Source organism: Psychromonas sp. CNPT3, assembly GCF_000153405.2.
Classification (GTDB): domain Bacteria; phylum Pseudomonadota; class Gammaproteobacteria; order Enterobacterales; family Psychromonadaceae; genus Psychromonas.
This window is the reverse complement of record NC_020802.1, coordinates 2,955,503-2,980,263: the sequence shown is the minus strand read 5'-3', so window position 1 is coordinate 2,980,263 and position 24,761 is coordinate 2,955,503. Positions and strand designations below refer to the sequence as shown.

The following is a 24,761-nucleotide window of genomic DNA, read 5'->3' as shown; positions in this document are numbered from 1 at the left end:
TGCTTTTTGTTTAATCAGGTGTGTGTAAGCTACTGTCTTTTGCAAAATTAGTGAGTTCTTCTATCACTGATTTTTTTATTTCTAGTTGCTCTTCCGCCGGAATATCATAGCGCTTACTGAGCTGTTGGTAATCTTCATTATTAAGACTGACCGTTAAACGAGGGCGTTTAGGCTTTTTATGCGTACTTAGGCCCAATAAAAAACGGATCTGCTCCGAAGGGCTAATGCCTTTATCTAATGCGCTCCGTCGTATGCTGTATTGTAATCGTGTATCCATATCAAAGGCGATTTGCACCGCATTGACCACTTTCACCGATTGTTGCCATTTTTTAGGCAATTCTCTCGTTGGCACGTTATTCTCCTTTTGCCCATAACTCCGCAATTTCATTGATCGGACGTAAATAAGATAAGTATATATCGGTATCGCCATTTTCAAAAATAAAGATCTCAATACTCCGTTTCTCTTCGCCTCCGGTTAATGTGTAATATTCGAATTCGCGTCCGTGCTCATCTTCTGTAAACTGAGGAGGAGGGCTATTACGAAAATCTTGTTGATGATAATAACCCGTGGTCATAAATTCTTGCTGGATATAGGTGTCACTGAGCATGTCTGCATAGCTATGTTGTTTGAGTAAAGAGGTTAAGTGTGCATTACCGGGCGCTTCAAATATTTCTGAAAAATCTTGCATGTCAAACAACGCCTCAACATCAGCGCGTGTTAGTAATAAACTGAGTTGCATTAAATGTTGTGCATTATTAGGAAAGCTAAGATAGATAAGTTGCGCTGAACTGCCTTGTGCGACTATTTGTGAATAATGTTGGTGTTTAAATTCAATACTGTTGATATTGATAACTTGTAGTTGTTGTTTGCGCATGACTTCTGGTAGCGAAAAACTATCACTAAAAGTAAATATATCATTTAGTTGTAGATCATTAGGGCGTGTTAGTTGACGTGTTTCAGGTGTTTTTTTTTTGTTGAAGAGAGAGGTGAAAAAATTCATAGGGGCTCCTAAAATAGAAAATCACACACTAAGATCAGACCTAGTGTGCGATTGAAAAGGCGATTTTATTTGCTCTTTAAACGATCTAAAATAGATTGTGCAGAGGAGGCTTTTGCGCCAATACCGGCTTCTTTTAGCTTGTTTTTGAGTGATTGATCTGTATCTTCTGACTCAAGTTGTTCAGCCGCTTTTAATTTATCATCAAATAGTGCTTGCTTGGCTTTAATTCTTTCTAAAGAATCTTTAGCATTTAGTAACTTAGAGTTACTCGCCGTAAAATTGTCAGTGATAGCAGAGGTCGCTTTTTGAACGCTTTCTGTGGTTTTGATCATGCTTAATTGACGTTTATAGTCCATTAATTGGCGTTCACTTTTTTTGATTAAGTCTTTTAAACGCTGTGCATTTTTCAAATAGCTTTCATTTGCTTGTTGCTGCTCGCTATGGCTCGTTTCGAGTTCACCAATTTTTTCTGCCACTTCGATAGCTAAGGCTTCATTGCCTTGATCTAAAGCTTGTATCGCATAACCTTCATGCTCTTTTATACTGTTTTGTAACTGTGCAAGTTCACGCGCGGTTTGCATTTGTTTCGCCATCACTTCAGTGAGGTTGCGCTTCGCAATAGTGATGTGTTTTTCACTATCACGGATCTCTTGTTCAAAAATACGCGTTGAATTAGCATCTACAATAGCTTCTCCAGCTTCGCGTGCTCCACCTCTAACTGCGCTCATAATTTTTTTAAATATACTCATAAGATCTCCGAATTAATTTAAGTAACTGTCCATGGCGCTTATGACTTCTAAGCTATTATCACTTAAAGTGACGATTTCTAATTCAATATCTTCTAGGCTGGAATGGATAGATAATGCGCCAAAAACGACATATTTATTACCCACTTTAGCAAAAGAAGAAAGGGGCATAGGGATATTCATTTCAAGCATGGCTTCCATCATATTTGCTTTTAAATCAGTTTTTATCTCTTCTTCTCCCCAGAGATAAGCAATACACAATATTTGATTATCACTGATAGAAAGAAAAATAGGGATCTCTTCACGGCCAATCACATCGACTTGTAATACATCAATCTCACCATCAATAGGCGTACAATCAAAATTAAAACCAGTTTCTGTTTTATCTTCTAATTGATTTAGATGAATGGCAATTTTATGAATATTCATAACACTCCTTAATAGCGTTTGACATTAAATGTCTTTACGCTGTTTAATTTAGTATCCTTGGCATTATATGTCAAGTGCTTTGTCGTCTATTTAAGCGCTTTGTTTATACACTTATGTATTCATGGTAATTATTACGCTTTATATTATATACCCATGTTACCTCAAGATGCTTTATCAGGCGCTGTATTTGTGAAGGGTTATTTCTTATGCTGAATCGCTTTATTAATATGAGGCCCCCTCTGCTTTTTTCAATTATAAAATTAACTTATTACTGATCATTTTTAGTGCAACTGTTAAATTAGGTTTTATTGTTTTCTGATTGGATAATTGTCGATGCCTCTATTACAAGCTTGCTCAATAAAGCATTATAAAAACTTGCTGCAAACAACAGATCTTTCTTTTTTAAATCATAATCAACAACTTGAGCTAAAAAAGGTATTAGGCCTTAGTGATTTTATTGCGGATGCTTTATTAAAAGAAGAGGGCTTATTAAGCTCAATTATTGACAGTGGATTTTTAGACAATGTGCATCGCCTTGATCAAATCAAGGCGGAGCTAACACATCTATTGGCGACGGTAAAAGATGAGGTGCAGTTGCACCGCGTTTTACGGAAATTTCGACGTCGGCATATGTTGGTTATTGCATGGCGAGAACTATTACAAAAGTCGACATTAACAGAAAGCTTTATGCATTTGTCTTATTTAGCCGAGCAACTCTTGGAGCAAAGCCTGAACTGGCTGTATTTAAAAATGTGCACAGATTTCGGCGTACCGATGAGTGAAGAGGGCGAACGCCAATATTTGTACATTTTTGTGATGGGGAAACTCGGTGGCAGAGAATTGAATTTTTCGTCTGATATCGATTTGATCTTTTGCTATCCCGAGCGCGGGCAAACAGTCGGTGCGCGTAGAAGCATAGATAACCAACCTTTTTTTATTAAACTAGGGCAGCGTTTAATTGCCGCGTTACATCAAGTAACGGTCGATGGCTTTGTTTATCGCGTGGATATGCGCCTACGTCCTTTTGGAGATTCCGGGCCTCTGGTCACTAATTTTTTATCGATTGAAGATTATTATCAAAGCCATGGGCGTGAATGGGAGCGTTATGCGATGGTTAAGGCGCGCGTGATCGGCGAGTCTGGACATTATAAAGATGAGCTAGAGCGGATGTTAAAGCCCTTTGTTTATCGGCGCTACATTGATTTTAGTGCGATTGAATCGTTACGTAAAATGAAAGCAATGATAATGGCTGAAGTGCGCCGTAAGGGGCTAAAAGATAATATAAAACTGGGCATGGGCGGGATCCGTGAGATTGAATTTGTCGCCCAATCTTTTCAGCTTATTCGGGGTGGCAGAATTAAGGAATTACAATGTCATGGCTTACAAGAAACATTAGCGGTACTGGTAGAAATTGGCGAGTTACCGGCGCTACGAGCACAACACTTACTGGATGCTTATCATTTTTTACGACGTGTTGAAAATATATTACAGGAAATAGGCGACCAGCAGACACAAACATTGCCGGAGAATGAACTCGATAGAGGTCGTTTGCTTGACGTCTTAGGATTTACGCAGTGGGATGATTTTGCTGATCACTTACAAGCATTAATGCGCTCTGTGCATGAAGAATTCAATTGGGTGGTTGGTGAAAGCGAAGAAGATCAAAAAACTCAGGCAGAAGAACTTTTAGAGCTTTGGGCGCACCCTCTTGAGTTATCTGAAATGTGTGCGATTTTAGTTGAAAAAGGTATTGATAATAGCTTAGTTGAGCCAATGGCAGAGCAATTATTAACATTTAAAAAAGAGATGGATAAGCGCCCTATTGGTCCTCGAGGGCAAGAGACGATCGAAAAGCTATTGCCTAAAATAGTGACTAAAGTGTGTACTTATAAGCATGCGATAGAATTGATGCAACGTATTAGGCACTTATTATTAAAAATAATGTGCCGCACTGCTTATTTAGAACTACTCAATGAAAATGAGGGCGCATTAAATCAATTACTGAGATTATGCCATGCTAGCCCTCGAGTGAGTGAGCAATTAGCCTATTATCCCATTTTACTCGATGAATTATTAGATCCTCAGCACCTCTATAACCCCACAGCACTGAGCAATTATAAACAAGATCTTCGCCAATTTATGCTTCGTATCCCGAGTGAGGATATGGAGCAACAAATGGAAGGCTTACGCCAATTTAAGCAGATGCAATTTTTATATATAGCAGCTGCCGATATAGTCGGTGCACTTGAACTTCCTAAGGTCAGCGACCATCTTACTTATTTAAGTGAAGCTTTAATGGAGTATGTGGTGCATCTTGCTTGGGCGCATATGTCTGAAAAATATGGTCTGCCGAGTAACGTTTCAGGCACTGATAGACAAGGCTTTGCGGTGATAGGTTATGGAAAAATGGGGGGCTTTGAATTAGGTTATAGCTCTGATTTAGATATTGTTTTTTTACACGATAGCGAAACTAAGGGTGAAACGGATGGGCAACGCATCATTAGCGATCAACTTTTTTACGTACGCCTAGCGCAGCGTATTATCCACCTATTTAGTACGCGCACCAATGCAGGGATATTATATGAAATTGATATTCGCTTGCGCCCATCAGGCGATGCGGGATTACTGGTTTGCAGTATGCAAGGCTATCAGCAGTATTTGCGCAGTAGTGCATGGACATGGGAGCATCAGGCCTTAGTGCGCTCGCGCGCCGTTTTTGGAGATACGCAAATTATGAATGCGTTTAACAATGTGAGAGGTGAAGTATTAGCACAGCGAAGAGATGTTGATAAACTTGCTCATGAAGTCCAAAAAATGCGCCAAAAAATGCGCAGTCACCTTGATCGGGCGAAGCAGGGTGAATTTGATCTTAAGCAGTCAGCAGGCGCAATGGTTGATATTGAGTTTATTGCGCAATATTTGGTACTTGCTAATGCACATCAGGCAGGGGATGTTTTGTTACGCTATTCTGATAATTTACGTATTTTTGAAGCCTGTCAGAAGCTTGACATATTGAGTGCGGAGCAAGCAAAACTGTTAACGGATGCATATTGTCAATTTCGAGACAGCGCACACCGTTTAACCTTATATAAGCAGACTCGTATCGTAGAGGCATCTTTATTTGAAAATGAAGCGCATGGCGTGCTAAAAATATGGGATCAGTTTTTTAAGCGTGAAGGTATGGAAGGATCTGTTTAAGTAAAACCAAACAGATCATCGCTAAGAGGCGTTCAATAGTAACGCTATTTGAGCTGCTCTTTGTTGTGATTTGTTGTTATAAAGCCTTATTGATACCGAGGAGTGATGCTCAATTGAGCATCACTTGTGTTGCCTTTTGAAGTCTCATAGGTATAAAGACGCTTCACCATCAGGACGCGTTTTGAAGCGTCTGTGCATCCACATATATTGTTCATCACATTCTAAAACCATATTTTCAATCTGTTGGTTCGTTTGTGCTGCGTCTGCTTGTGTATCTTTGCTTGGAAAATTTTCTAGCGCCTTATAAAAGATCAGTTCATAGCCTTGAGATGCCGGTAAGCGTTTTAAAAATACAGGGATCACACAGGTATTTTTAATACGCGCTAAAGTGCTGGTGCCAGAAACTGTATTGGCATTTTCAACAGCAAAAAAAGGTGCAAAAACGTTACTACGATGCGGGCCATAATCATGATCGGGAGCGTACCATAGGGCGTTACCTTTTTTTAGTACGCGGAGCATGGATTTAAAATCAGTGCGATCTAACATGGCTTTATGTTCACGCATCCGACCTTTATAAAACCAATAATCTAATACCGCATTACTATGCGGGCGATACACGGCGTAACTTGGGTGTAATAGACCTAAAGCGCGCGCGCCCATTTCGATCGTTAAAAAATGTGCCCCCATAAAAAGGATGCCTTTATCTTGTGCATTGGCTTGTTGTAGATGCTCAATACCCGTTATCTTTAAGCGTTTATGTACGCGCCACGATGGCCAAAACCACGCCATGCCCATTTCAAAGAGTGCAATCCCACTGTTTTCAAAGTTACGTTTTACTTTTTCTTCTATTTCGAGAGTACTGAGGCTTGGAAAACACAGCGCCAGATTACGCCTTGCTATTTGAGCCCTTTTTTTCACGATAAAATAAGCGCCTCTACCCAGCCATTTCCCTAAAAACAAGAGGCATGAGTAAGGTAATAATGAAGATAAAAAGAGCAGTAAAATAGAGATCCAGGCTAGCCAGAATTTAGGATGACAGAAGCTGAGTTTTAATTTGTATTCGCGCATAGGATCCAACTTGTTTTATGGGATATAAATATTCTACCGAATTATGCGGGAAAAACCTGTGTTGTCTGCATTATTCTTTTATATTTTATATTATATATCCATGTTAGCTCAATATACGGGAGAAACGGCTGTTTTAATATTTTCTTAAGATTGCAGTTTTTTGGTTTTTTTTTACGTTATTGTTACTCTGCTCCTATTTCATTTTTATGCTGCTCTGCGTAGACACGGAGTTCTTTTAATGAAATTTTAAATCCAATTTGAGGAGGTAGTGCAAAGTAATGTATAGGATGTAAAAAAGAGGCTAGTTTGTTTTTTAAGTCTCGTTTGATTGTTTTTGTTGTCGGCTCTTCTGCTCGCCAGGTTATAAAAGCGACAGGGCGTTGCCCAAACTGCAGGTCTGTAATAGGGACAACATAGGCTTGTTCGATATAGGTGAGATTTAACAACAAGGCTTCGATTTTTTCAGGCTGTATATTTTCACCGCCACTGATAAATTGCCTATCTTTACGTCCTAGCACGGTGACGTGATGATTGTTAAGGCTCCCTGCATCTTTGCTTTTAAACCAGACGTTATCGTTAATGAGGCTGCTTGCGACCTGATTTTTAAAATACCCCATAAAACGTGTTTTACCACGTAATAATATTTCATTATTGTCTATTTTCAATTGTCGATACATTAAAACAGACAGATTGGTGTCATTCGTGGATGTGGCTATTTGTGAGCTCATTTCTGTGCTGCCATAACTTAAATGGAACACAAAACCGCGTTTTTTAGTTTCAACTAGCAAAGCGTCAGAAAAAGCACTTCCCCCTAATAAAATATGCTTGATAGATAATCCCTTTTCTTGAAATTCGGGATCTTTTAGTAAGCGATATAATTGGGTGCTTACTAAAGATAAATGGGTTATTTTTTGTTGTTTCAGCAGGGATACTGATAAACAATTAGGGCTTAAAAATAGGGTGGCACCGGCTAATATAGTGCGCATCACGGTGGCATAACCACTAATATGAAATTGTGGTAAAGAAAGATAATTTATATTGGGCGCGCGCAGTGCAATAATGCTTAATGAGCCAAGTGCGCTGTAATAATGGTTTCTGAAATTGTGCATGACCGCTTTTGCTTGGCCACTACTGCCAGAGGTAAAAATAATATTACAAATATCTTCACTGTTGATGTGTATATCATCAAGGGCGGTAGCATTAGCGAGTTCCTTTGAGATCGTGAAGTCTAATAGCAAGGTTGATTGTTGATCGTTAGCACTGGGATCCCATATTTTAGGATTGGCTAAGATATCGACACGTTGCTTGATTTCAAGAGGGCTAAAGCGTGCATTAAGCGGACAAAATATAATGGCATAACGCAGGCAACATAGTTGCAGTATGACTAAGGATAAGGCGTTCTTTTGTATCGCCACCAATCGGTCTCCCGCCCTTACATTTTGCGCTGTTAATTGTAACTGCACACTTTCGATGTAAGCATCTAGTTGTAAGAAGGTCGTTGACTCTTTATCCTCAATAAATGCAATGGCATTAGGGGTTCGTTTCGCCCAATAGCGTACCGGGCAGAGATTTAGTTTTTGTGCCATATACACTCTAAATGTTGTATTTTATTTTCAAGATCTCTATTTTTTGCTAGGGGAGCCGCTTGAAAATATTTTAAGGTGTCGATACCGAGAGAAACGCCTGCTACGCAAGAGGTATTTTCAGCTAAATAACGAATTTGTTGTAGTGCCACGCTCGATTCGAAGCTCGCGCTAAGGTTAATATGCAAGTTATCAGTTTGCGCAATTTTTACCCATTTTAAAATACAGCCGAGTAATGAAGGTTTTAATATTAACGCTTTAATGTAGGGGTGGGGTTGATAAGTAAAACAAGGATCTTGTAACGTTTCATCAAGGGCTAAGGAAATATGATAGGACTGTGCGAGTGCTATATTTTGCTGATGAATTAGTGTGGGCTCTTCAATATAATCTAAGTGTATAAGTGGGATCTGAGTGAAAAACTGGGCTGCTTGAGCATAACTCCACGCTTGATTTGCATCACAACGGATCTGGATGTTGTTATTTAAGTTAATAAGCGCATGAAATAACGCAATATCCTCTGTAAGCGAGGCCCTTGCGACTTTTATTTTGACTAATCGAGGGCAACCAAGGGCTTTATATTGTGCTAGTTGTGAGTAAATATCACCTTGTAACAAGGGCGTTGAGATTATTTCATTATTAGATTGATAACCGAGTGGGATTTTTTGTAAAGCGCAATTTAATGCAAATTTAACACTTGGATAAAGGCGTGCTTGATTGACTAAAGGCGGGATATTCTGCTCTAGTAGGTTTATTATTTGTGTTTTTGCTTGTAGTAAGCTTTCTTGGCTAAAACCGGGTAAAGGGCAGATATCGCCCCAGCTTAGCCGTCCATTTTCGTCGCTAAGTTGCAGTATACAGCCACTGCGCTGGGTTAATAAATGGCCTTTAAAGTCGAGGCTCGAAACAAAGGGAATTTGATAGTGGAATAATTTCCATTGCATCATAAATATTGTAATTCAACGCGCGCTGTTAATTTTGTGATCAGCTCATAGGCAACGGTGCCCATGTGTTTAGAGACCCGTGTCGCCGACAGACCCTCACCCCATAACGTCACATCATCACCAACTTTATCAGTGCAATCAAGGCCTAAGTCGACGGTCAGCATATCCATCGAGACGCGTCCAACGAGAGGCACTATACGGCCATTAACCAGAATAGGCGTGCCTTCAGGTGCCATGCGCGGGTAACCATCTCCATAACCGACAGCGACAACACCGAGTTTAGTGTCTTGAGGGGCTACCCAGTTTGCACCATAGCCAACGGCTTCGCCTTTCTTATGTTCACGTACTGCAATTAAACGTGATTTAAGCGTCATTACCGGTTGTAATGAAAACTCTTCGGCCTCTTTATCTGCAAAAGGAGAGATACCGTATAAAGCAATACCAGGGCGGATCATATCGGCATGTGATGTTGGCCAAGCAAGTGTGGCAGCCGAGCTTGCAAGTGAATTTAAACCACTATCTTCTTGTATTTGCACTTTAAATAATTGAATTTGTTTTTCAGTGATGGGGTTATCGAGTTCATCTGCACAGTTAAAATGGCAAATCAAATTAATAGGTAGTTTGACATTTTTAGAGTGCTTTAATAGTTGATACATCTTTTTGAATTGATGTGCATGAAAGCCTAAGCGATGCATTCCAACATCGAGTTTTAACCAAATGGTTAAGGGCTTATCGAGCGTTGCACTGATCAAGTCTTGTACTTGCTCTTCACTGTGGATCACCGTTTGTAGATCATGTTGTACTAACAAGGGTAAGTTCTCTTTTGCAAAAAAACCTTCTAACAACACAATGGGCGTTTTAATGTGCGCATGGCGTAACACTAATGCCTCATTAAAGCGTGCGACGCCTAAGCCATGAATGTCTGTTAAGTTTTTTGCAATTTCGATCATCCCATGACCATAAGCATTGGCCTTAATAATGGCCAATATCTTACTGTTTGGCGCTTGTTTTTTAAGTACCTTTAAATTGTGTTGTAAGGCCTTAAGATTAATGATTGCACGTGTAATATTCATCTAATCTTCTCCGTGGTAAGCCGTACCCGTATAATCATCAAAACGTGAATAGCGCCCCTGGAAGGTTAAGCGAATTTTACCAATCGGTCCATTACGTTGCTTACCGATAATAATCTCCGCGATACCTTTATCGTTACTGTCATCGTTATAGACTTCATCACGGTAAATAAACATAATTAAATCAGCATCTTGCTCAATCGCTCCGGATTCACGTAAATCTGAGTTAATAGGGCGTTTATCGGCACGTTGCTCTAGACCACGGTTAAGTTGTGACAGTGCTATCACTGGGCATCGTAGTTCTTTCGCCAGTGCTTTTAAGGAGCGAGATATTTCTGAGATTTCTAATGTTCGGTTTTCACTTAAAGATGGGACGCGCATGAGTTGTAGGTAATCGATAACAATTAAGCCGATACCATTATGATCGCGTGCAATTCTGCGCGCTCGCGCACGTAACTCTGTAGGGGTGAGGCCTGAACTGTCATCAATAAACATTTTACTTTTGTTGAGTAAAATAGACATGGTTGAAGATAATGAAGCCCAGTCATTTTCGTCAAGTTGACCAGTCCTGATTTTACCTTGATCAATACGTCCCAAAGAGGCAAGCATACGATTCATGATTTGCTCAGCTGGCATTTCGAGCGAGAATATGAGTGTGGGCTTGTCAGAGTTGAGGGCTGCGTATTCTGCCATATTCATGGCAAACGTTGTTTTGCCCATAGAAGGACGCGCCGCCACAATAATTAAATCGCCAGGCTGAAATCCTGTGGTCATTTGGTCTAAATCATTGTATCCAGAAGAGAGGCCGGTAATGCCATCACGAGGGTTTTTGCAAAGATCATCAATTTTAGCCACGGTGGCTTTTAAGATATCTTTAATGGGCAGTGGGCCCTCACTTTTATTTTGTCTTGCTTCTGCAATTTGGAAAACTTTTGTCTCTGCAAAGTCGAGTAAATCAGCACTATTACGGCCTTCTGTTTCATAACCGGCTTCTGCGATTTCATTGGCGACTCCAATTAATTCTCGGACAATAGCGCGCTCACGAACAATATCCGCATAATTGTTAATGTTAGCGGCACTTGGCGTATTTTGTAATAACTCGGCAAGATAGGCAATACCACCTACTGTTTCTAATACTTGGTTATTTTCGAGTGATTCAGAGAGGGTCACCAGATCAACGGGTACATCTTCACTGCTTAGTTTCTCAATCGTTGCAAATATAGTGCGATGCGCGCGATGATAAAAATCACGTTCAACAACACGCTCCGCAACATCATTCCAGGCATCATTTTTGAGCAATAAGCCACCAATGATCGCTTGCTCTGCTTCAAAAGAATGAGGCACCGTTTTAGTGCTTGATAAGGGTTGCTTCTTTGATGTTTTATAAAGGGCTTTATCTGCCATGTCTTATCCTGATCTAATATTTTAATGATGTGAATGCGAGTGTATTACTATTATTTATCTGTTTCTTAAATACATGAGATGCTTAAGCTTGATGTTAAGTACTTAAATTATAAATATTATGCTGGTGAAAGTAACTTGCAAGGTGTTTATTATCTTAATATATACCTTACAACTGCCCTTTGAGGCGCTAGCTCAAATACCCTTATCTGCGTTGTAACTAATGAAAATGGAATAACCATTAACAAGGGGGGTACCTTGAACTGCTATCAAGCGAGTGTCTAATAACGCATCTTAAGATAACACGGGTATACACCGGCAGTGTGCTCTGCAAAGGCAGAATGATTCGCTATACTCTAACAAAATCACGGCTTAAGATCACGGCTCTTTATGTTCTTTTTTTAGGTGTTATTTTGCATTATATAATGATTTTTTTCAGCACCACTTTTTAATTTTGAAAGGCGTTTGAGCTAATTCTATAATCATTTTTTGTGACGTTAATATTTTAAGAAATTTTAGGCGCCATTAATGTATTAAAAAAACCCAATCATGTTGACAGAATATTTAGATTCCCCTGTCTTTTTTTAGGGTTTAACGTCATGATTAGTACGTTAAATAGGATCAACGGGAGACATGCAGTGAAAATGTTAGCTAATTTAAAAAAGAGTATGCTTTTTCTTATTCTATTTGTTTTTTCCGGACTGACTTGTGCTCAAGATTTCCATGTTGCCATTGCACGTTGGGACCCTTTTATTATGATAACAAAGGGTAAAGCCACAGGAATTAGCATCGATTATGTACGTGAGCTCTGTCGGCGTTTAGGCGTTAATTTGGTGTTGCATGAACTACCATGGTTAAGGGCGATTAGGATGTTTGAAAGGGGTGAGGTTGATGCGATGGTTAACTTATATTTTACGCAAGCGCGCACCTCAACGATGACTTTCGCAATACCTTATTATGAAAATATGAATATGCGTTTTTATACGTATAAAAAGAGTGGTGTGCGCATTAAGCAACACGCAGATCTTTATCAGTATGAAATAGGTGCGGTAGAGTATGCAGCTAACTATCCAAACTTTGATTTAGATGCAAAAATAAAAACGCATGCGACAGCCTCCGATGAGCATGCTTTAAAAATGTTATTACACCATCGTTTTAAATTGATCATCGCAGCAGAAATTCAGATGGATCATATGCTTGATAATAGTGATAATAGCGAGCAAATCGAAAAGCTGGATTATGCGCCGTCTCAAACATCGGCAGTGCACATTGCGTTATCAAAAAAATCAGCATTTATAAAAGAGTTACCGAGAATAAATCAATACACACGTGCCATTCTTGAAGAAGGTTTAATAGAAAGTTATGCAAAAAAGCATATTAGAAAGCATACTAAAGCGCACAAATAATGTGCAAGTATTTATAATGTTGGCTAAGCGCCCTCCTTATCTACTTGGAGCGTATAAGCGTGCTTGATGCTTACCCGATATTAACGCAAGATCTTAGTTATAAAGAAGAGATCAAAAAAAGCCGTTTTATTACCTATTTAATGCATGCACTAGGTAAAGAGCAGGCGATGCTCGCGCTACAGAAAATTAAGCGTTTGCATCCGGATGCGCGTCATTATTGCTGGGCTTATATTGCAGGGAGCCCGAATGACAGTGTACAAATGGGGTGCAATGATGATGGCGAGCCTAAAGGCACCGCAGGAAAACCGATGTTAAGTCTGATACAAGGGGCTAAAATAGGTGAAGTCCTTGCGGTCGTTGTTCGTTATTCGGGAGGAATAAAATTAGGGACGGGCGGTTTAGTACATGCCTATTCAAACGGGATACGCCAATTAATAAAAACAATGCAGGTGCAAGAAAAGTGCTTTTATGCGCAATATAAACTGCAGTGTGATCATGGTCAAATGGCGCTTATCGAAAATGTTTTAAAGGATTATTCTGCACATATTGTAGACATTGAATATACGTATCAAGTGGATGTTATTTTGGCGATTGATGTACGCCAATGTGCCTCTTTTTTACTTAAAATCGCATCATTAACACAAGGGAAAGTGTATGTTACAAAAATTACAGACACAGTGGAATAGCTAGATGGCATTTCGTTCGATAATACGTATCGTAGGTTTACTCATTGGTTTATTTAGTTTAACAATGTTGCCACCCGTCTTCGTCGCGTCTATTTATCAAGACGGTGGTGGGGATGATTTTTTAGCCGCCTTTGCGGTGACGCTGTTTATTAGTTTTTTACTTTGGGCGCCTAATCGGCATAAAAAAACAGAATTAAGAGTGCGCGATGGATTTTTGATCGTGGTGATTTTTTGGATAACCTTAGGCAGTGTTGGTGCCATCCCTTTTTTAATGAGTTCGCGTATTGAAATGAGTGTTGCCAGTGCTTTTTTCGAGTCTTTCTCGGGGTTAACAACGACCGGTGCGACGGTGATTGAGTATTTAGATAGCTTACCTAAATCCATCCTTTTTTATCGGCAAATGTTGCAGTGGTTCGGTGGCATGGGGATCATTGTATTGGCAGTGGCCATTTTACCTATGCTGGGTGTGGGGGGGATGCAGTTATATCGTGCAGAGACGCCGGGGCCAATCAAAGATACTAAAATGACGCCACGTATCGCTGAAACGGCGAAAGCACTTTGGTATATTTATCTGTGTTTAACGGTGGCTTGTATGTTGGCATTTTGGCTGGCGGGCATGAGCCTTTTTGATGCGCTTGGGCATAGCTTTTCGACTGTGTCTATCGGTGGATTTTCTACTCATGATGCCAGTATTGGTTATTTTAACAGTGATATTATTAATACTATTACGGTTGTCTTTTTACTGATATCTGGGGTTAATTACGCGCTACATTTTAGCGCGTTCTCCGCACCAAAATTTTCGTTAAATATATACAAAAGAGATCCTGAAGTGCGTATGTTTTTGTATATACAAATCATATTAACGTCGATTTGCTTTATCACCCTGATGAATCATCAAGTGTATACCTCGATAGAGCGCACTTTTTCACAAGCATTATTTCAGGCTGTTTCAATTTCGACTACCGCAGGATTTAGCACTACGTCCTTTTCTAATTGGCCCTTGTTTTTGCCGGTGTTACTGGTTTTATCGAGTTTTATCGGTGGCTGTGCAGGCTCAACGGGAGGCGGTTTAAAGGTTATTCGCATTCTATTGCTTAATTTACAAGGACTGCGTGAGCTAAAACGCCTTGTTCACCCTAAGGCCGTGTATAAAATTAAACTGGCGAATAAAGCGGTGCCAGATCGCGTCATTGAAGCGGTGTGGGGATTCTTCTCAACGTATGCATTAGTCTTTATTGTGTGCATGTTGGCGCTGGCGATGACGGGTATGGATGAGCTGAGTTCTTTTTCTGCTACGGTTGCTATGTTAAATAATTTAGGACCCGGACTCGGGCAAGTCGCCGTGCATTTTAATGAAGTGAATGAGAGTTCAAAATGGATAATGATCATAGCAATGTTATTCGGTCGATTAGAAATATTTACATTATTGGTGTTATTTACACCTGTTTTTTGGAAGAATTAAATGACAATGAAAACCTTAGTTTTATATTCATCTGTTGATGGACAAACTTTGAAAATAATTAATTATATCAATGAATTTATTGAGGGAGAAAAGGATTTATTGGATATTGATCAGGATCCAGACATTAATTTTGAGCAGTATGACAAGGTTTTGATCGGCGCGTCGGTGCGTTATGGCGATGTGCGTAAAAACGTTTTAACGTTTGTGAATAAACATCACTTAGCATTAGATAAGCTACCGCATGCTTTTTTTCTGGTTTGCTTAACGGCAAGAAACCCAGAAAAAGCGAAAGTTGAAAATAATACGTATATGCAAAAATTTATCAAAAACTCACAATGGCAACCTAAGCTTAGTGCTGTTTTTGCAGGCGCGCTTCTTTATTCTAAGTATAACTGGTGGCAGACCCTGATCATCCAGTTGATCATGAAAATTACCGGGGGCAGTACCGACAGTAGTCAAGATATAGAATTAACAAATTGGTCTACAGTTAAAGTCTTCAGTCAGCAATTTTCTAGGCTGCCTATGCATAAATAATGGCTAAGGAGGGCGGATGAACATTAAACAGAAAATGTTTTTTGGGGTGGTAGCTCTCATTGCTTTTGGTTTTGCCATCAGTGCTTTTTCAAGTTATAAATTTCATCAAGAGCGTGCTTTGCATGCTTTTAAAGATACAATCCTCGCTTTTACGCTAAATTACATTGATGCAGGGATCCGTGTTGAGTTATTAACCCCTATTATCATTTCCTCCTTAATGTCTGAGGATCCTTTTGTGCGACAATGGGCAACGAATCTACCAGAGAATAAAAATAAAATGGTGGCCTATCTTGCGCGGATGAAAAAACGTTATGCATTTACTAATGTTTTTTTTGTCTCTGAAAAAAGTGCTGATTATTTTTATTCTGAGGGCATACATAAGAAAATATCTGAAAAGTCGGATCGGGATAAATGGTATTACCGATTGAAAAATAGTCCTTTCCCATCGAATATTAATATCGATAAATCTATTAATATCGATAAACCGATTGATGGAAACGATGGGTTATATATTTATGTCAATTTTAAAGTACAAGATAAATTTAAAAATCTACTGGGAATTATCGGTGTTGGCGCCAATGTTGATGAAATATTAACGCGTTTTGATCATTACAATACGAAATATGGGTATCATATATATTTGCTTAACCATGAAGGTAAAGCGCTTATTTCTAATCCGAAATCTGAGCGTAATAATTTTGTTTTTCCAGCTGCGCAATTAAAGAAATTTTATCAACAAATAAAAAAAGACCCTAATAGCCCCTTTTTCTTTGAAGATAAAAGCAAAAAACGTTTATTTAGTTTACGTTATATAAAAAAATTGAATATTCTTATTTGCGTCGAAATCCCTACTTATAATATTTACCCTACCTTTATCAATACGTTTACCTTTAACCTAATAAGTAGCTCATTACTATTATTGTTAATTGTTTTTATTGTGATAATACGTATAAATCGTTATCAATCTAACTTAGAAAACGTCGCTTATCGTGATGTGCTCACGGGATTATCAAATCGTTATTTTTTCACCCTGCAGTATCCTATCGAAGTGAGTCGTTTACAGCGCACCTCTCAGAGCATGGTGCTACTGATGATTGATATTGATTTTTTCAAGCAAATAAACGATACGCAAGGACATTTGCAGGGCGATAAAGTCTTAAAGCAATGTGCGAAAGTACTAAAAGATGGCTTACGGCCTACGGATATATTAGTGCGCTGGGGAGGCGAAGAGTTTATTGGCTTATTACCTGATAGTTCACTCGATGAAGGCGTTAAAGTAGCTGAAAGACTACGCTTTTTAGTTGAAAACGATGCACTTTTGATCTCGCTGAGTAAAAGTGTACTTACGGTGAGTATTGGTCTGGCGTTGTATGATCAAGATAAAAGCATGGATGGACATATAAAAATGGCGGATCAGCAATTGTATCTGGCCAAGCAACTAGGAAGAAACCGTATTGCTTATTAATTTGAGAGTAAAGTATCTCCTCAGTGCACCTTAAAAAAGGTGGAATATGAGCATAAAAGAATATTATTTTAATAAATAAAAACGTTAACCTTGTTAAGAAATCGAATTGTCTCTCAATATTGTATACAATATATTTTTTATCGTTAAATGAGTCGTGTGTGAACGTACCTTCATTAGCAAGCGCTGAGCAAATATTATTTGATTGTTTTGGCTATAAGAGTTTTCGAGCTGGGCAAAAAGAAGTCATAGAGCAACTATGTGCGGGTAAAGATGCGTTAGTGGTGATGCCAACGGGTGGCGGTAAAAGTTTATGCTTTCAAATACCTGCTTTAATTCAGCCTGGGATTTGTATTGTGATTTCACCTTTAATTTCACTGATGAAAGATCAAGTTGATACCTTACAAACATGTGGTGTTGCGGCCGCTTATTTGAATTCGAGTCTTTCTTACCCTCAGCAAAATCAAATCCTCAATGATATGCACCAAGGTAAGCTTAAGCTCTTGTATATAGCACCAGAGCGCTTGTTACGTCATGATTTCATGCAACGCTTAAAAACATTAACCATTAACCTTTTCGCGATAGATGAGGCGCATTGTATTTCACAATGGGGGCATGACTTTCGCCCTGAATATGCATTACTCGGACAATTAAAAATACATTTTCCACAGGTGCCATTAGTAGCGCTGACAGCAACGGCAGATCACGCCACACAAAAAGATATCCTTGCACGGTTACAATTTAACGATCCCCTTTTATCTATTCACAGTTTTGATAGACCCAATATTGAATATCTCTTAATAGAAAAGTATCGACCCTTGATCCAGCTGTTTAATTATTTAGCGGAGCATCAACACGAAAGTGGCATTATTTATTGTACGAGTCGCCGGCGCACTGAAGAGATCGCGCAAAAATTACAGGGAAAAGGTTTGAATGCACGTTGCTACCACGCTGGGCTTGAGCTTAGTGAACGACAGTTAGTGCAAGATAAATTTATTAAAGATGAAGTTGATATTGTGGTGGCAACGGTCGCTTTTGGAATGGGTATTGATAAGCCTAATGTGCGTTTTGTGGTGCATTATGAGATCCCTAAAAATATAGAATCATATTATCAAGAAACGGGCCGTGCGGGACGTGATGGACTGCCCGCTCAGGCGATGCTTTTTTATGATCCAGCCGATCCTGCACGTGTACGTGCGATGCTTGAAAAAAATGAGAATGAAGAGCAACGGCGTATTGAATTACATAAATTAAATACAATGGTCGCTTTTGCTGAAGCGCAAACGTGTCGGCGCCAAGTTTTACTGAATTATTTTGGCGAATATAGCCGTAATGCGTGTGGTAACTGTGATATTTGTCTGGATCCTCCTAAGCGTTATGATGCGCTAGAAGATGCGCGTAAGGTTTTATCTTGTGTGTACCGTAGCGGGCAAAATTTTGGCATGCACCATATTGTCGAAGTTTTAAGAGGGGCAAAAACCGCCCGCATCAAAAGTTTAGGCCATGATAAGTTAAGCGTTTATGCGCTGGGGGCAGAGCAAAGTACGGAGTATTGGTTAAGTTTATTAAGACAATTGATCCATTGTGGCTTATTGATGCAAAATTTAACGAGGGGCTCTGCATTGCAATTAACGCCAGCAGCGCGCCCGATATTACGTGCCGAGTTACCTTTACAGCTTGCGGTGCCACGTTTACAAATGGTTAAAAGCAGTAAAAATAAAAAACGTTTAAGTTTGGCTTCGGATAATAAATTATTTGCACGTTTACGCCAATTACGCAAACAGATAGCAGACAGAGAAGATCGGGCGCCATATATGATCTTTAGTGATGTTTCACTGTCTGAAATGAGTGAAATAATGCCGACCAATCAAAGTGAATTTTTAAATATTACGGGGGTTGGTCAGATAAAATTAGAAAAATATGGTGTAGAGTTTTTACAGATAATTAAAGAATATGAGGCATCGTCATAAAGGTTTTACGCACATGTTATATTTTAAACAGATAACATGTGCTATTTAGCGCGAAAAACATATTATTAAGCTAGTCTCATCATATAGTTAACCTTATTGTCATTTTTTCACAAATTCATTAACGTTTATTTTCTTTTAGTCTCGATTGAGATAAAAAGGAGCATCAATGCTACTTGATAAAATAGAAATCGTCGGCTTTAGAGGGATCAATCGTTTATCTTTACAGATTAAGGAGCTTAATGCTTTTTTAGGTGAGAATAGTTGGGGGAAATCGAGTCTCTTTGATGCGCTTTCATTATTCTTATCGGGCAGCAATAAAAGTTATAAATTTACAGCGGAAGATTTTCATCAGCCCCCTAATGAGACACTCGCGCCAGCTAAATCCATCCATTTAGTTTTTACTTTCAAAGAGCAACATCAAGGCGAGTCGTTAGAAAATCGTTATAAAAGTATTTATCCAATATGGAATCAAGAAAAAAAGGGTCTACGTTACATTTATTACCAAGTAGATGCTGAATATAATGCGTCTTCTAACCTTATTACGCGCCGTTATTTTTTAAATAATAAGGGAGAAGAGAAATTTAGCGGTGTAACCGACCTCGCTTCATTAGTAAATGAATTCTTATCTTTTGTGCCGGTGCTGCGCATGGGCGGAGAGCCTCAAAGGGTGCAACAAGATGATTGTGAAGCTACAAGGTGTAGTCAACGAGAGCGCAGTGAAGCGCGCATAAGGCATATCTTTACCAACCTAACACACTCTTCTCAGCAATTATCTGATAATCAGCGAGGGCAGGGCTACGAGGCGCTCGCTTATTTATTTGATCACTATCTCTTTAAACGTTATGCCGGTATTGATCAGCATGGCATCGATTTTAAACATGACATTCAGACGCCACATGGTTTTTCATTTTCCGTTTTAACGGACTTTAATGCGTTGCTAAAATCGGGCAATAAAAAAGATCGTGCGATGCTGCTACTTATTTTAGGTGAATTTTTACAAGCGCGGGGAAATCAGTTGTTACGCCGTGGGGCAACCCCTATCTTATTATTAGAAGATCCTGAAAATGATTTACACCCAGTAAATTTAGCTATCACTTGGCGTTTTTTCTCCTTGTTACCGATGCAAAAATTAGTGTTTACCAACTCGAGTCAATTACTCTCCTTTTTTCCACTAAGTCGTATCCAGCGCTTAGTCCGTTACCCCGAGGTAATTAAAAGCTATGCTTTGAATGTCGAGAACTTTTCGGACTCAGATCTCCGTAAAATAACATTTCATGTGCGAATGAATCGCCCACAAAGCTTATTTGCGCGTGCTTGGTTATTGGTAGAGGGTGAAACAGAAACGTGGTTATTAACAGAGCTTGCTCGCCTTTGCGATCAGCATTTTATTGTAGAAGGTGTGCAAATTATAGAGTTTGCGCAATGTGGACTGTCGCCATTAATTAAATTGGCGCAAGATTTAAACATAGAATGGCATGTTTTAACCGATGGTGACATGGCGGGGCAAAAGTATGCTTCACGTGTCGTTGAAATGCTACATTCGGGGGATCCGTTAACCAATAGACTGACCTTGTTGCCAGCTTTCGATATTGAACATTTTTTATTTGAAAATGGTTTTGCAGATGTTTATTACCAGGCGGCGGGTTTAAACAATAGGGAATTGGGGAGTTTAAGTCGACAAAAAGTGATTTATAAAGCAGTACATAAACACTCAAAACCAGAGTTGGCTTTAGCGATTACGAGTGCGGCTTCTGAGCGAGGAGCAGATTCCATTCCGCCATTATTAAAGCGTTTATTTGCGCGATTGATTGGATTAGCAAGAACGCAGTCAGGTTAAGCTAATGCTTATTTAGACTCGCTTTCAGGGCTACTTAATTGATAAATTAAAGTGTATTTTTCACCACTAAGCGTTAGTTGTGTGCCACTTACTTGTATCTCTGACCAATTGCTTAAGGTTTGAGAAACTTGCATTTCAACTTTATTCACAGGAGGCACACACATTTTACGTGTACTACCCATTTTTTCGATACGGATGTTTTTATCTTGGGTAACGACTTCACCAAAGAAATTATTACACGCCAGTACGCCGTGCGCACGACCGTCTGTATCAATTGATAAATTACTGTGGATCTTACTATTAATACTTTGACCATCAATGCTGCTGAGTGTCCAGTTACTTGGTTGTAATTGAGTAGCCTTATCTTGGCAGGCAAATAATAACGTGCTTGCAAGTAAAGCGACTACATGACGTTTCTTCATTATATCTCTCCTTTAGTTTGTTTTTTTTGATTACTACGTTTGACACTTTTTACGCTCGATAATTTTTTTATCTGGCGCATTATACGTGATAAATGGATGCGATTAATGACAGTGATCGTAATATTAATCGCGTACAGTTCATTAGAAAGCTCAGTTGTTTGTAAGCCTCCCACATTCGCATTACTTTTTGCAATAATGGTAAATAGTTTGGCAAGGCCTGCTTTATGGTTAACCATCAAGATTTTAAGATCGCTGGCATATTCGTATTGATTCATAAAGTTCATATCCCATTCGATAGGGATATATTTATCGCGTTCATTTTCAAATCCTGCCACATTGTGACAATTCTTCAAATGTACGACAAGGCCTTTTCCTGAGCTGGCATGGGCAACAATCGGATCCCCCGGCAAAGGTTTACAACAGTTTGCATAGGTTATCATCATATCTTCAGCACCTTTAATAGCGCTTTGTCGATACGGTTGTTTATGTACAGATTCAGTTAGTTGGTCAGAATTCCCTCGTAAACGACGCGCAATGATCATGCTTAATAACTGCCCTTTACCAATGGCATTTAAGAGACTATTAAAATCTGCAAGGCGATGATCTTTGATCACGCTGTCTATATTTTCTTGTGGAATATCTGCTAAATTCGTTTGATTTAATGCTTGTTTAAGTAAGCGTCTGCCATTGGGAATACTGACATCATCTTCTTGTTGCTTTAGAAACTGGCGAATACTGCTACGCGCTTTATGTGTGGCAACAAAATTCAACCACGTGGCATTGGGCTGTAAGTTTTCACGCAGAATGATTTCTATTGTTTGCCCACTTTCGAGCTTATTACTCAATAAGGAATATTCATTATCGACTTTTGCACCAATGCAGCGATGCCCAACCTTAGTATGCAAGGCATAAGCAAAATCAACGGCAGTGGCATGGGCCGGCAGTACCAGTATCTTGCCTTGTGGCGTTAATACATGGATCTCATTGTTACCCAGTTCAGCTTTAATATTTTCAAGTAAAATGAGTGAGTTCGTTGAGTTCTCATCAGGTTCACTGAGTCCTTGAAACCAATTTCTAGTTTGTAATTGGGCGATGATATTTGAATCACCTCCACCATTTTTATAACTCCAATGGGCAGCGATCCCTTGTTTAGCGACCATATCCATATCGTGTGTTCTAATTTGGATCTCAATATTAACGCCATGATGGGTTATCAATGTGGTATGTAGCGATTGATAGCTATTGGCTTTTGGTATGGCAATATAATCTTCAAAAAATTCTAATTTAGGCTGATATAAATGGTGCATTTGCCCTAAAACGCGATAACAGGTATCGAGATCTTTAACGATAATACGAAAAGCATAAACATCCATCACATCGTGGAACTGGCAACCTTTTTTACGCATTTTTCGATAAAGACTATATAAATGCTTTTCCCGGCCAACGACTTTGGCTTCAATACTTATATTATCGAGTTTGAGTGATATTTCATCACAAATACGTTGAATAAAATCTTTGCGGTTACCACGTGCTTTGCTAATGGCCGCTTTTAATACGTAATAGCGACTGGAATTAGAGGCTTTAAAAGCCAATTCCTCGAGTTCATTTTTTAAGAAGTGTAGTCCGAGTCGGTCCGCTATCGGGGTAAATATTTCAAATGTTTCACGCGCAATGCGTTTACGTTTATCGGGACGTAAAGAGTCTAAGGTGCGCATGTTGTGCACCCGATCGGCAAGTTTTATTAACATCACCCGAAAATCTTTCGACATCGCGATCAACATTTTACAAATATTCGAGGCTTGTGCTTGTTCGCGATTTTTAAAGTTAATTTTATCGAGTTTGGTGACGCCTTCAACTAATTCGGCGACAACAGGGTTAAAGTTATCGCTTAATTGTTGATAGGTAGCGTCTGTATCTTCTAGGACATCATGTAATAATGCAGCTGCCAGCGCATCCGGATCTAGCTTCATGGAGGCTAATATACTGGCGACAGCAACCGGATGAGTAATATAAGGCTCACCGCTTGCGCGAGTCACGCCTTGATGTGCTTTTGCTGCGAAATGATAAGCGCGCTCAATGAAATCACATTCATCAGGCGTTAAGTAGGTTTGTATCACATCATGCAAGGCATTAAAAATCAGCATTATTGACTCTAAGTTAAAGGAATGAGCGTGGCGAAGTAAACATTATGTTATTTCGCCCATTGTTGTAATTGTCGTATTTCATCAGCCCAAATGTCGGGGTTTGATGTCTCTAAAACCATTGGTATAGCGTCAAAACGACTATCTTTCATAATATACTCAAAACAAGGCCAACCAATTTCGCCTACGCCGAGAGAGGCATGTCTATCTACGCGACTACCTAAAGGCACTTTACTATCATTGATGTGCATCGCACTTAAATACTCAAAGCCAACAATATCAGAAAAGGCTTGGAACGTATCTTCACAGGTTTGTGTCGTTCTTAAATCATAACCGGATACAAAAGTATGGCAAGTGTCTAAACATATGCCGACACGACTTTTATCTTCTACATGTTCAATAATGGTGGCTAATTGTTCAAATTTATAGCCTAAGTTGGTACCTTGGCCTGCTGTGTTTTCTATGACAGCTTTGACATTTTCGGTTCGCTCTAATGCCCAGTTGATGCTTTCACTTATACGTAGTAAACAATCATTGACAGGTATTTTTTTAAGGTGGCTACCGGGGTGGAAATTAAGCAGTGTGAGTCCGAGTTGTTGACAACGTTGCATTTCATCGACAAAAGCAAGACGTGATTTTTCTAAGGGCTCAACTTCGGGATGCCCTAAGTTTATTAAATAGGAATCGTGTGGCAAAATTTGCTCGGCAGAATAGCCATAGAGTTTACAGGCAGCTTTAAATTTTTTAATGCTGTCTTCATCAAGTGGCTTGGCTTCCCAGCGACGTTGATTTTTAGTAAATAACGCAAATGCAGTCGCGCCAAGATCATGAGCATTTTTTGGGGCATTAAAGACCCCCCCTGAAGCACTGACATGTGCACCGATATATTTCATTGAACATCCTTACTAACGTTAATGCATTTACTGATCTTAATTTTGGATAACGATCATACCTATTTATATTACAGCAACAGATAAAGTCAACCGCCTCTTTATAGGTAGGAACGTAAAAAAGCGTATAGGTATGTGTCTATTTTATACCTTTTTTTGTGATCGTTGCACCTTTTATGCACTGTAAGCTGGGTATATAAATGTTTTATTAAGTCTCGCTTATGACAGGGAGCCAGTATATATAACCATTATCAATCAAGATACTTTACCGTGTTGTAAACTTGATCCGAGAAGCATGCAAATAGGATAATAAGGCGTTGCCCTTATTGAATTTTTATCTTCAATAATAATGGGCACATACTTAAAGCATTAGTTAATATTTATTGGCCTTTATACCCATGTTATTTCAAGGTGCTTTGTCAGGCACAAGCTGGTAACCAGAGCAAGGCGTAACATGAACGAATGGTTATTCCCTTTGTGATTGTTGCAACGCAGGGGGGGGTGTCGAGCTTGC

20 protein-coding genes are annotated in these 24,761 nt (G+C 39.2%); 8 read left to right on the top strand and 12 right to left on the bottom strand.

Annotated features, from left to right (window positions below):
- Window positions 1-10 precede the first annotated feature (10 nt).
- The 4 genes from PCNPT3_RS13100 to PCNPT3_RS13085 all read right to left on the bottom strand — a co-directional run bounded on the left by PCNPT3_RS13100 (window position 11) and on the right by PCNPT3_RS13085 (window position 2,176).
- Complete coding sequence (locus PCNPT3_RS13100) at window positions 11-388, bottom strand: hypothetical protein (protein ID WP_051043816.1); 378 nt, start codon at window positions 386-388, stop codon at window positions 11-13.
- Entirely contained in the window at window positions 354-1,001 is a 648-nt protein-coding gene (locus PCNPT3_RS13095) for a hypothetical protein (RefSeq protein ID WP_015466328.1), read from the bottom strand. The genes PCNPT3_RS13100 and PCNPT3_RS13095 overlap by 35 nt, the downstream gene beginning before the upstream one ends.
- Before the next feature lie 65 nt (window positions 1,002-1,066).
- The gene (locus PCNPT3_RS13090) at window positions 1,067-1,750 is read right to left on the bottom strand and encodes a PspA/IM30 family protein (protein WP_015466327.1); all 684 of its coding nucleotides are present in this window, start codon (window positions 1,748-1,750) and stop codon (window positions 1,067-1,069) included.
- 12 nt (window positions 1,751-1,762) lie between these two features.
- Complete coding sequence (locus PCNPT3_RS13085) at window positions 1,763-2,176, bottom strand: YjfI family protein (protein WP_015466326.1); 414 nt, start codon at window positions 2,174-2,176, stop codon at window positions 1,763-1,765.
- Between the two features lie 333 nt (window positions 2,177-2,509).
- Here PCNPT3_RS13085 and glnE point away from each other — a divergent pair, with 333 nt between their 5' ends.
- Window positions 2,510-5,374, top strand: coding sequence for a bifunctional [glutamate--ammonia ligase]-adenylyl-L-tyrosine phosphorylase/[glutamate--ammonia-ligase] adenylyltransferase (gene glnE / locus PCNPT3_RS13080; protein ID WP_015466325.1), 2,865 nt, complete (start codon window positions 2,510-2,512; stop codon window positions 5,372-5,374).
- A 144-nt stretch (window positions 5,375-5,518) separates the two neighbouring features.
- On the opposite strand, the gene lpxL is transcribed toward glnE, so the two are convergent.
- From lpxL to dnaB, 5 genes are all read right to left on the bottom strand, one after another.
- Window positions 5,519-6,442 carry an LpxL/LpxP family Kdo(2)-lipid IV(A) lauroyl/palmitoleoyl acyltransferase gene (gene lpxL, locus PCNPT3_RS13075; RefSeq protein ID WP_015466324.1) on the bottom strand — a complete coding sequence of 308 codons (924 nt, stop codon included), beginning with the start codon at window positions 6,440-6,442 and terminating at the stop codon, window positions 5,519-5,521.
- Window positions 6,443-6,624: 182 nt separating this feature from the next.
- A complete protein-coding gene (locus tag PCNPT3_RS13070) occupies window positions 6,625-8,028 on the bottom strand; it encodes an AMP-binding protein (protein WP_015466323.1) in 1,404 nt (467 codons plus the stop codon).
- Window positions 8,013-8,969 carry an o-succinylbenzoate synthase gene (gene menC, locus PCNPT3_RS13065; protein ID WP_015466322.1) on the bottom strand — a complete coding sequence of 319 codons (957 nt, stop codon included), beginning with the start codon at window positions 8,967-8,969 and terminating at the stop codon, window positions 8,013-8,015. Before menC ends, PCNPT3_RS13070 begins: the two co-directional genes overlap by 16 nt.
- Entirely contained in the window at window positions 8,966-10,039 is a 1,074-nt protein-coding gene (alr, locus tag PCNPT3_RS13060) for an alanine racemase (RefSeq protein WP_015466321.1), read from the bottom strand. Before alr ends, menC begins: the two co-directional genes overlap by 4 nt.
- A complete protein-coding gene (gene dnaB / locus PCNPT3_RS13055; RefSeq protein ID WP_015466320.1) occupies window positions 10,040-11,440 on the bottom strand; it encodes a replicative DNA helicase in 1,401 nt (466 codons plus the stop codon).
- A gap of 641 nt (window positions 11,441-12,081) precedes the next feature.
- Here dnaB and PCNPT3_RS13050 point away from each other — a divergent pair.
- The 7 genes from PCNPT3_RS13050 to PCNPT3_RS13020 all read left to right on the top strand — a co-directional run bounded on the left by PCNPT3_RS13050 (window position 12,082) and on the right by PCNPT3_RS13020 (window position 20,794).
- Window positions 12,082-12,843, top strand: a complete 762-nt coding sequence (locus tag PCNPT3_RS13050) for a substrate-binding periplasmic protein (protein WP_041771314.1) — start codon at window positions 12,082-12,084, stop codon at window positions 12,841-12,843.
- Between the two features lie 59 nt (window positions 12,844-12,902).
- Window positions 12,903-13,529, top strand: coding sequence for a YigZ family protein (locus PCNPT3_RS13045; protein WP_015466318.1), 627 nt, complete (start codon window positions 12,903-12,905; stop codon window positions 13,527-13,529).
- A gap of 4 nt (window positions 13,530-13,533) precedes the next feature.
- Window positions 13,534-14,991, top strand: coding sequence for a TrkH family potassium uptake protein (locus PCNPT3_RS13040; protein WP_015466317.1), 1,458 nt, complete (start codon window positions 13,534-13,536; stop codon window positions 14,989-14,991).
- Window positions 14,992-15,525, top strand: coding sequence for a menaquinone-dependent protoporphyrinogen IX dehydrogenase (gene hemG, locus PCNPT3_RS13035; RefSeq protein WP_015466316.1), 534 nt, complete (start codon window positions 14,992-14,994; stop codon window positions 15,523-15,525).
- Window positions 15,526-15,541: 16 nt separating this feature from the next.
- Complete coding sequence (locus tag PCNPT3_RS13030; protein ID WP_015466315.1) at window positions 15,542-16,990, top strand: sensor domain-containing diguanylate cyclase; 1,449 nt, start codon at window positions 15,542-15,544, stop codon at window positions 16,988-16,990.
- A 158-nt stretch (window positions 16,991-17,148) separates the two neighbouring features.
- Entirely contained in the window at window positions 17,149-18,957 is a 1,809-nt protein-coding gene (gene recQ / locus PCNPT3_RS13025) for a DNA helicase RecQ (RefSeq protein ID WP_015466314.1), read from the top strand.
- Between the two features lie 166 nt (window positions 18,958-19,123).
- A complete protein-coding gene (locus PCNPT3_RS13020) occupies window positions 19,124-20,794 on the top strand; it encodes a DUF2813 domain-containing protein (protein ID WP_015466313.1) in 1,671 nt (556 codons plus the stop codon).
- A gap of 8 nt (window positions 20,795-20,802) precedes the next feature.
- Here PCNPT3_RS13020 and PCNPT3_RS13625 read toward each other — a convergent pair whose 3' ends face one another.
- The 3 genes from PCNPT3_RS13625 to nfo are packed head-to-tail and all read right to left on the bottom strand — an operon-like array spanning window position 20,803 to window position 24,250.
- Entirely contained in the window at window positions 20,803-21,216 is a 414-nt protein-coding gene (locus tag PCNPT3_RS13625; RefSeq protein WP_015466312.1) for an META domain-containing protein, read from the bottom strand.
- Window positions 21,216-23,360 (bottom strand): RelA/SpoT family protein, encoded by a 2,145-nt coding sequence (locus PCNPT3_RS13010; protein WP_015466311.1) that lies wholly within the window; start codon window positions 23,358-23,360, stop codon window positions 21,216-21,218. The genes PCNPT3_RS13625 and PCNPT3_RS13010 overlap by 1 nt, the downstream gene beginning before the upstream one ends.
- 47 nt (window positions 23,361-23,407) lie before the next feature.
- Window positions 23,408-24,250: a deoxyribonuclease IV gene (nfo, locus tag PCNPT3_RS13005; RefSeq protein WP_015466310.1), complete on the bottom strand. Its 843-nt coding sequence runs from the start codon at window positions 24,248-24,250 to the stop codon at window positions 23,408-23,410.
- Window positions 24,251-24,761 lie beyond the last annotated feature (511 nt).

Bases quoted from the DNA above. Each gene is read 5' to 3' on its own strand.
- PCNPT3_RS13100 (WP_051043816.1), bottom strand. From the start codon at position 388: ATGAAATTGCGGAGTTATGGGCAAAAGGAGAATAACGTGCCAACGAGA.
- PCNPT3_RS13095 (WP_015466328.1), bottom strand. From the start codon at position 1,001: ATGAATTTTTTCACCTCTCTCTTCAACAAAAAAAAAACACCTGAAACA.
- PCNPT3_RS13090 (WP_015466327.1), bottom strand. From the start codon at position 1,750: ATGAGTATATTTAAAAAAATTATGAGCGCAGTTAGAGGTGGAGCACGC.
- PCNPT3_RS13085 (WP_015466326.1), bottom strand. From the start codon at position 2,176: ATGAATATTCATAAAATTGCCATTCATCTAAATCAATTAGAAGATAAA.
- glnE (WP_015466325.1), top strand. From the start codon at position 2,510: ATGCCTCTATTACAAGCTTGCTCAATAAAGCATTATAAAAACTTGCTG.
- lpxL (WP_015466324.1), bottom strand. From the start codon at position 6,442: ATGCGCGAATACAAATTAAAACTCAGCTTCTGTCATCCTAAATTCTGG.
- PCNPT3_RS13070 (WP_015466323.1), bottom strand. From the start codon at position 8,028: ATGGCACAAAAACTAAATCTCTGCCCGGTACGCTATTGGGCGAAACGA.
- menC (WP_015466322.1), bottom strand. From the start codon at position 8,969: ATGATGCAATGGAAATTATTCCACTATCAAATTCCCTTTGTTTCGAGC.
- alr (WP_015466321.1), bottom strand. From the start codon at position 10,039: ATGAATATTACACGTGCAATCATTAATCTTAAGGCCTTACAACACAAT.
- dnaB (WP_015466320.1), bottom strand. From the start codon at position 11,440: ATGGCAGATAAAGCCCTTTATAAAACATCAAAGAAGCAACCCTTATCA.
- PCNPT3_RS13050 (WP_041771314.1), top strand. From the start codon at position 12,082: ATGTTAGCTAATTTAAAAAAGAGTATGCTTTTTCTTATTCTATTTGTT.
- PCNPT3_RS13040 (WP_015466317.1), top strand. From the start codon at position 13,534: ATGGCATTTCGTTCGATAATACGTATCGTAGGTTTACTCATTGGTTTA.
- hemG (WP_015466316.1), top strand. From the start codon at position 14,992: ATGACAATGAAAACCTTAGTTTTATATTCATCTGTTGATGGACAAACT.
- PCNPT3_RS13030 (WP_015466315.1), top strand. From the start codon at position 15,542: ATGAACATTAAACAGAAAATGTTTTTTGGGGTGGTAGCTCTCATTGCT.
- PCNPT3_RS13020 (WP_015466313.1), top strand. From the start codon at position 19,124: ATGCTACTTGATAAAATAGAAATCGTCGGCTTTAGAGGGATCAATCGT.
- PCNPT3_RS13625 (WP_015466312.1), bottom strand. From the start codon at position 21,216: ATGAAGAAACGTCATGTAGTCGCTTTACTTGCAAGCACGTTATTATTT.
- PCNPT3_RS13010 (WP_015466311.1), bottom strand. From the start codon at position 23,360: ATGCTGATTTTTAATGCCTTGCATGATGTGATACAAACCTACTTAACG.
- nfo (WP_015466310.1), bottom strand. From the start codon at position 24,250: ATGAAATATATCGGTGCACATGTCAGTGCTTCAGGGGGGGTCTTTAAT.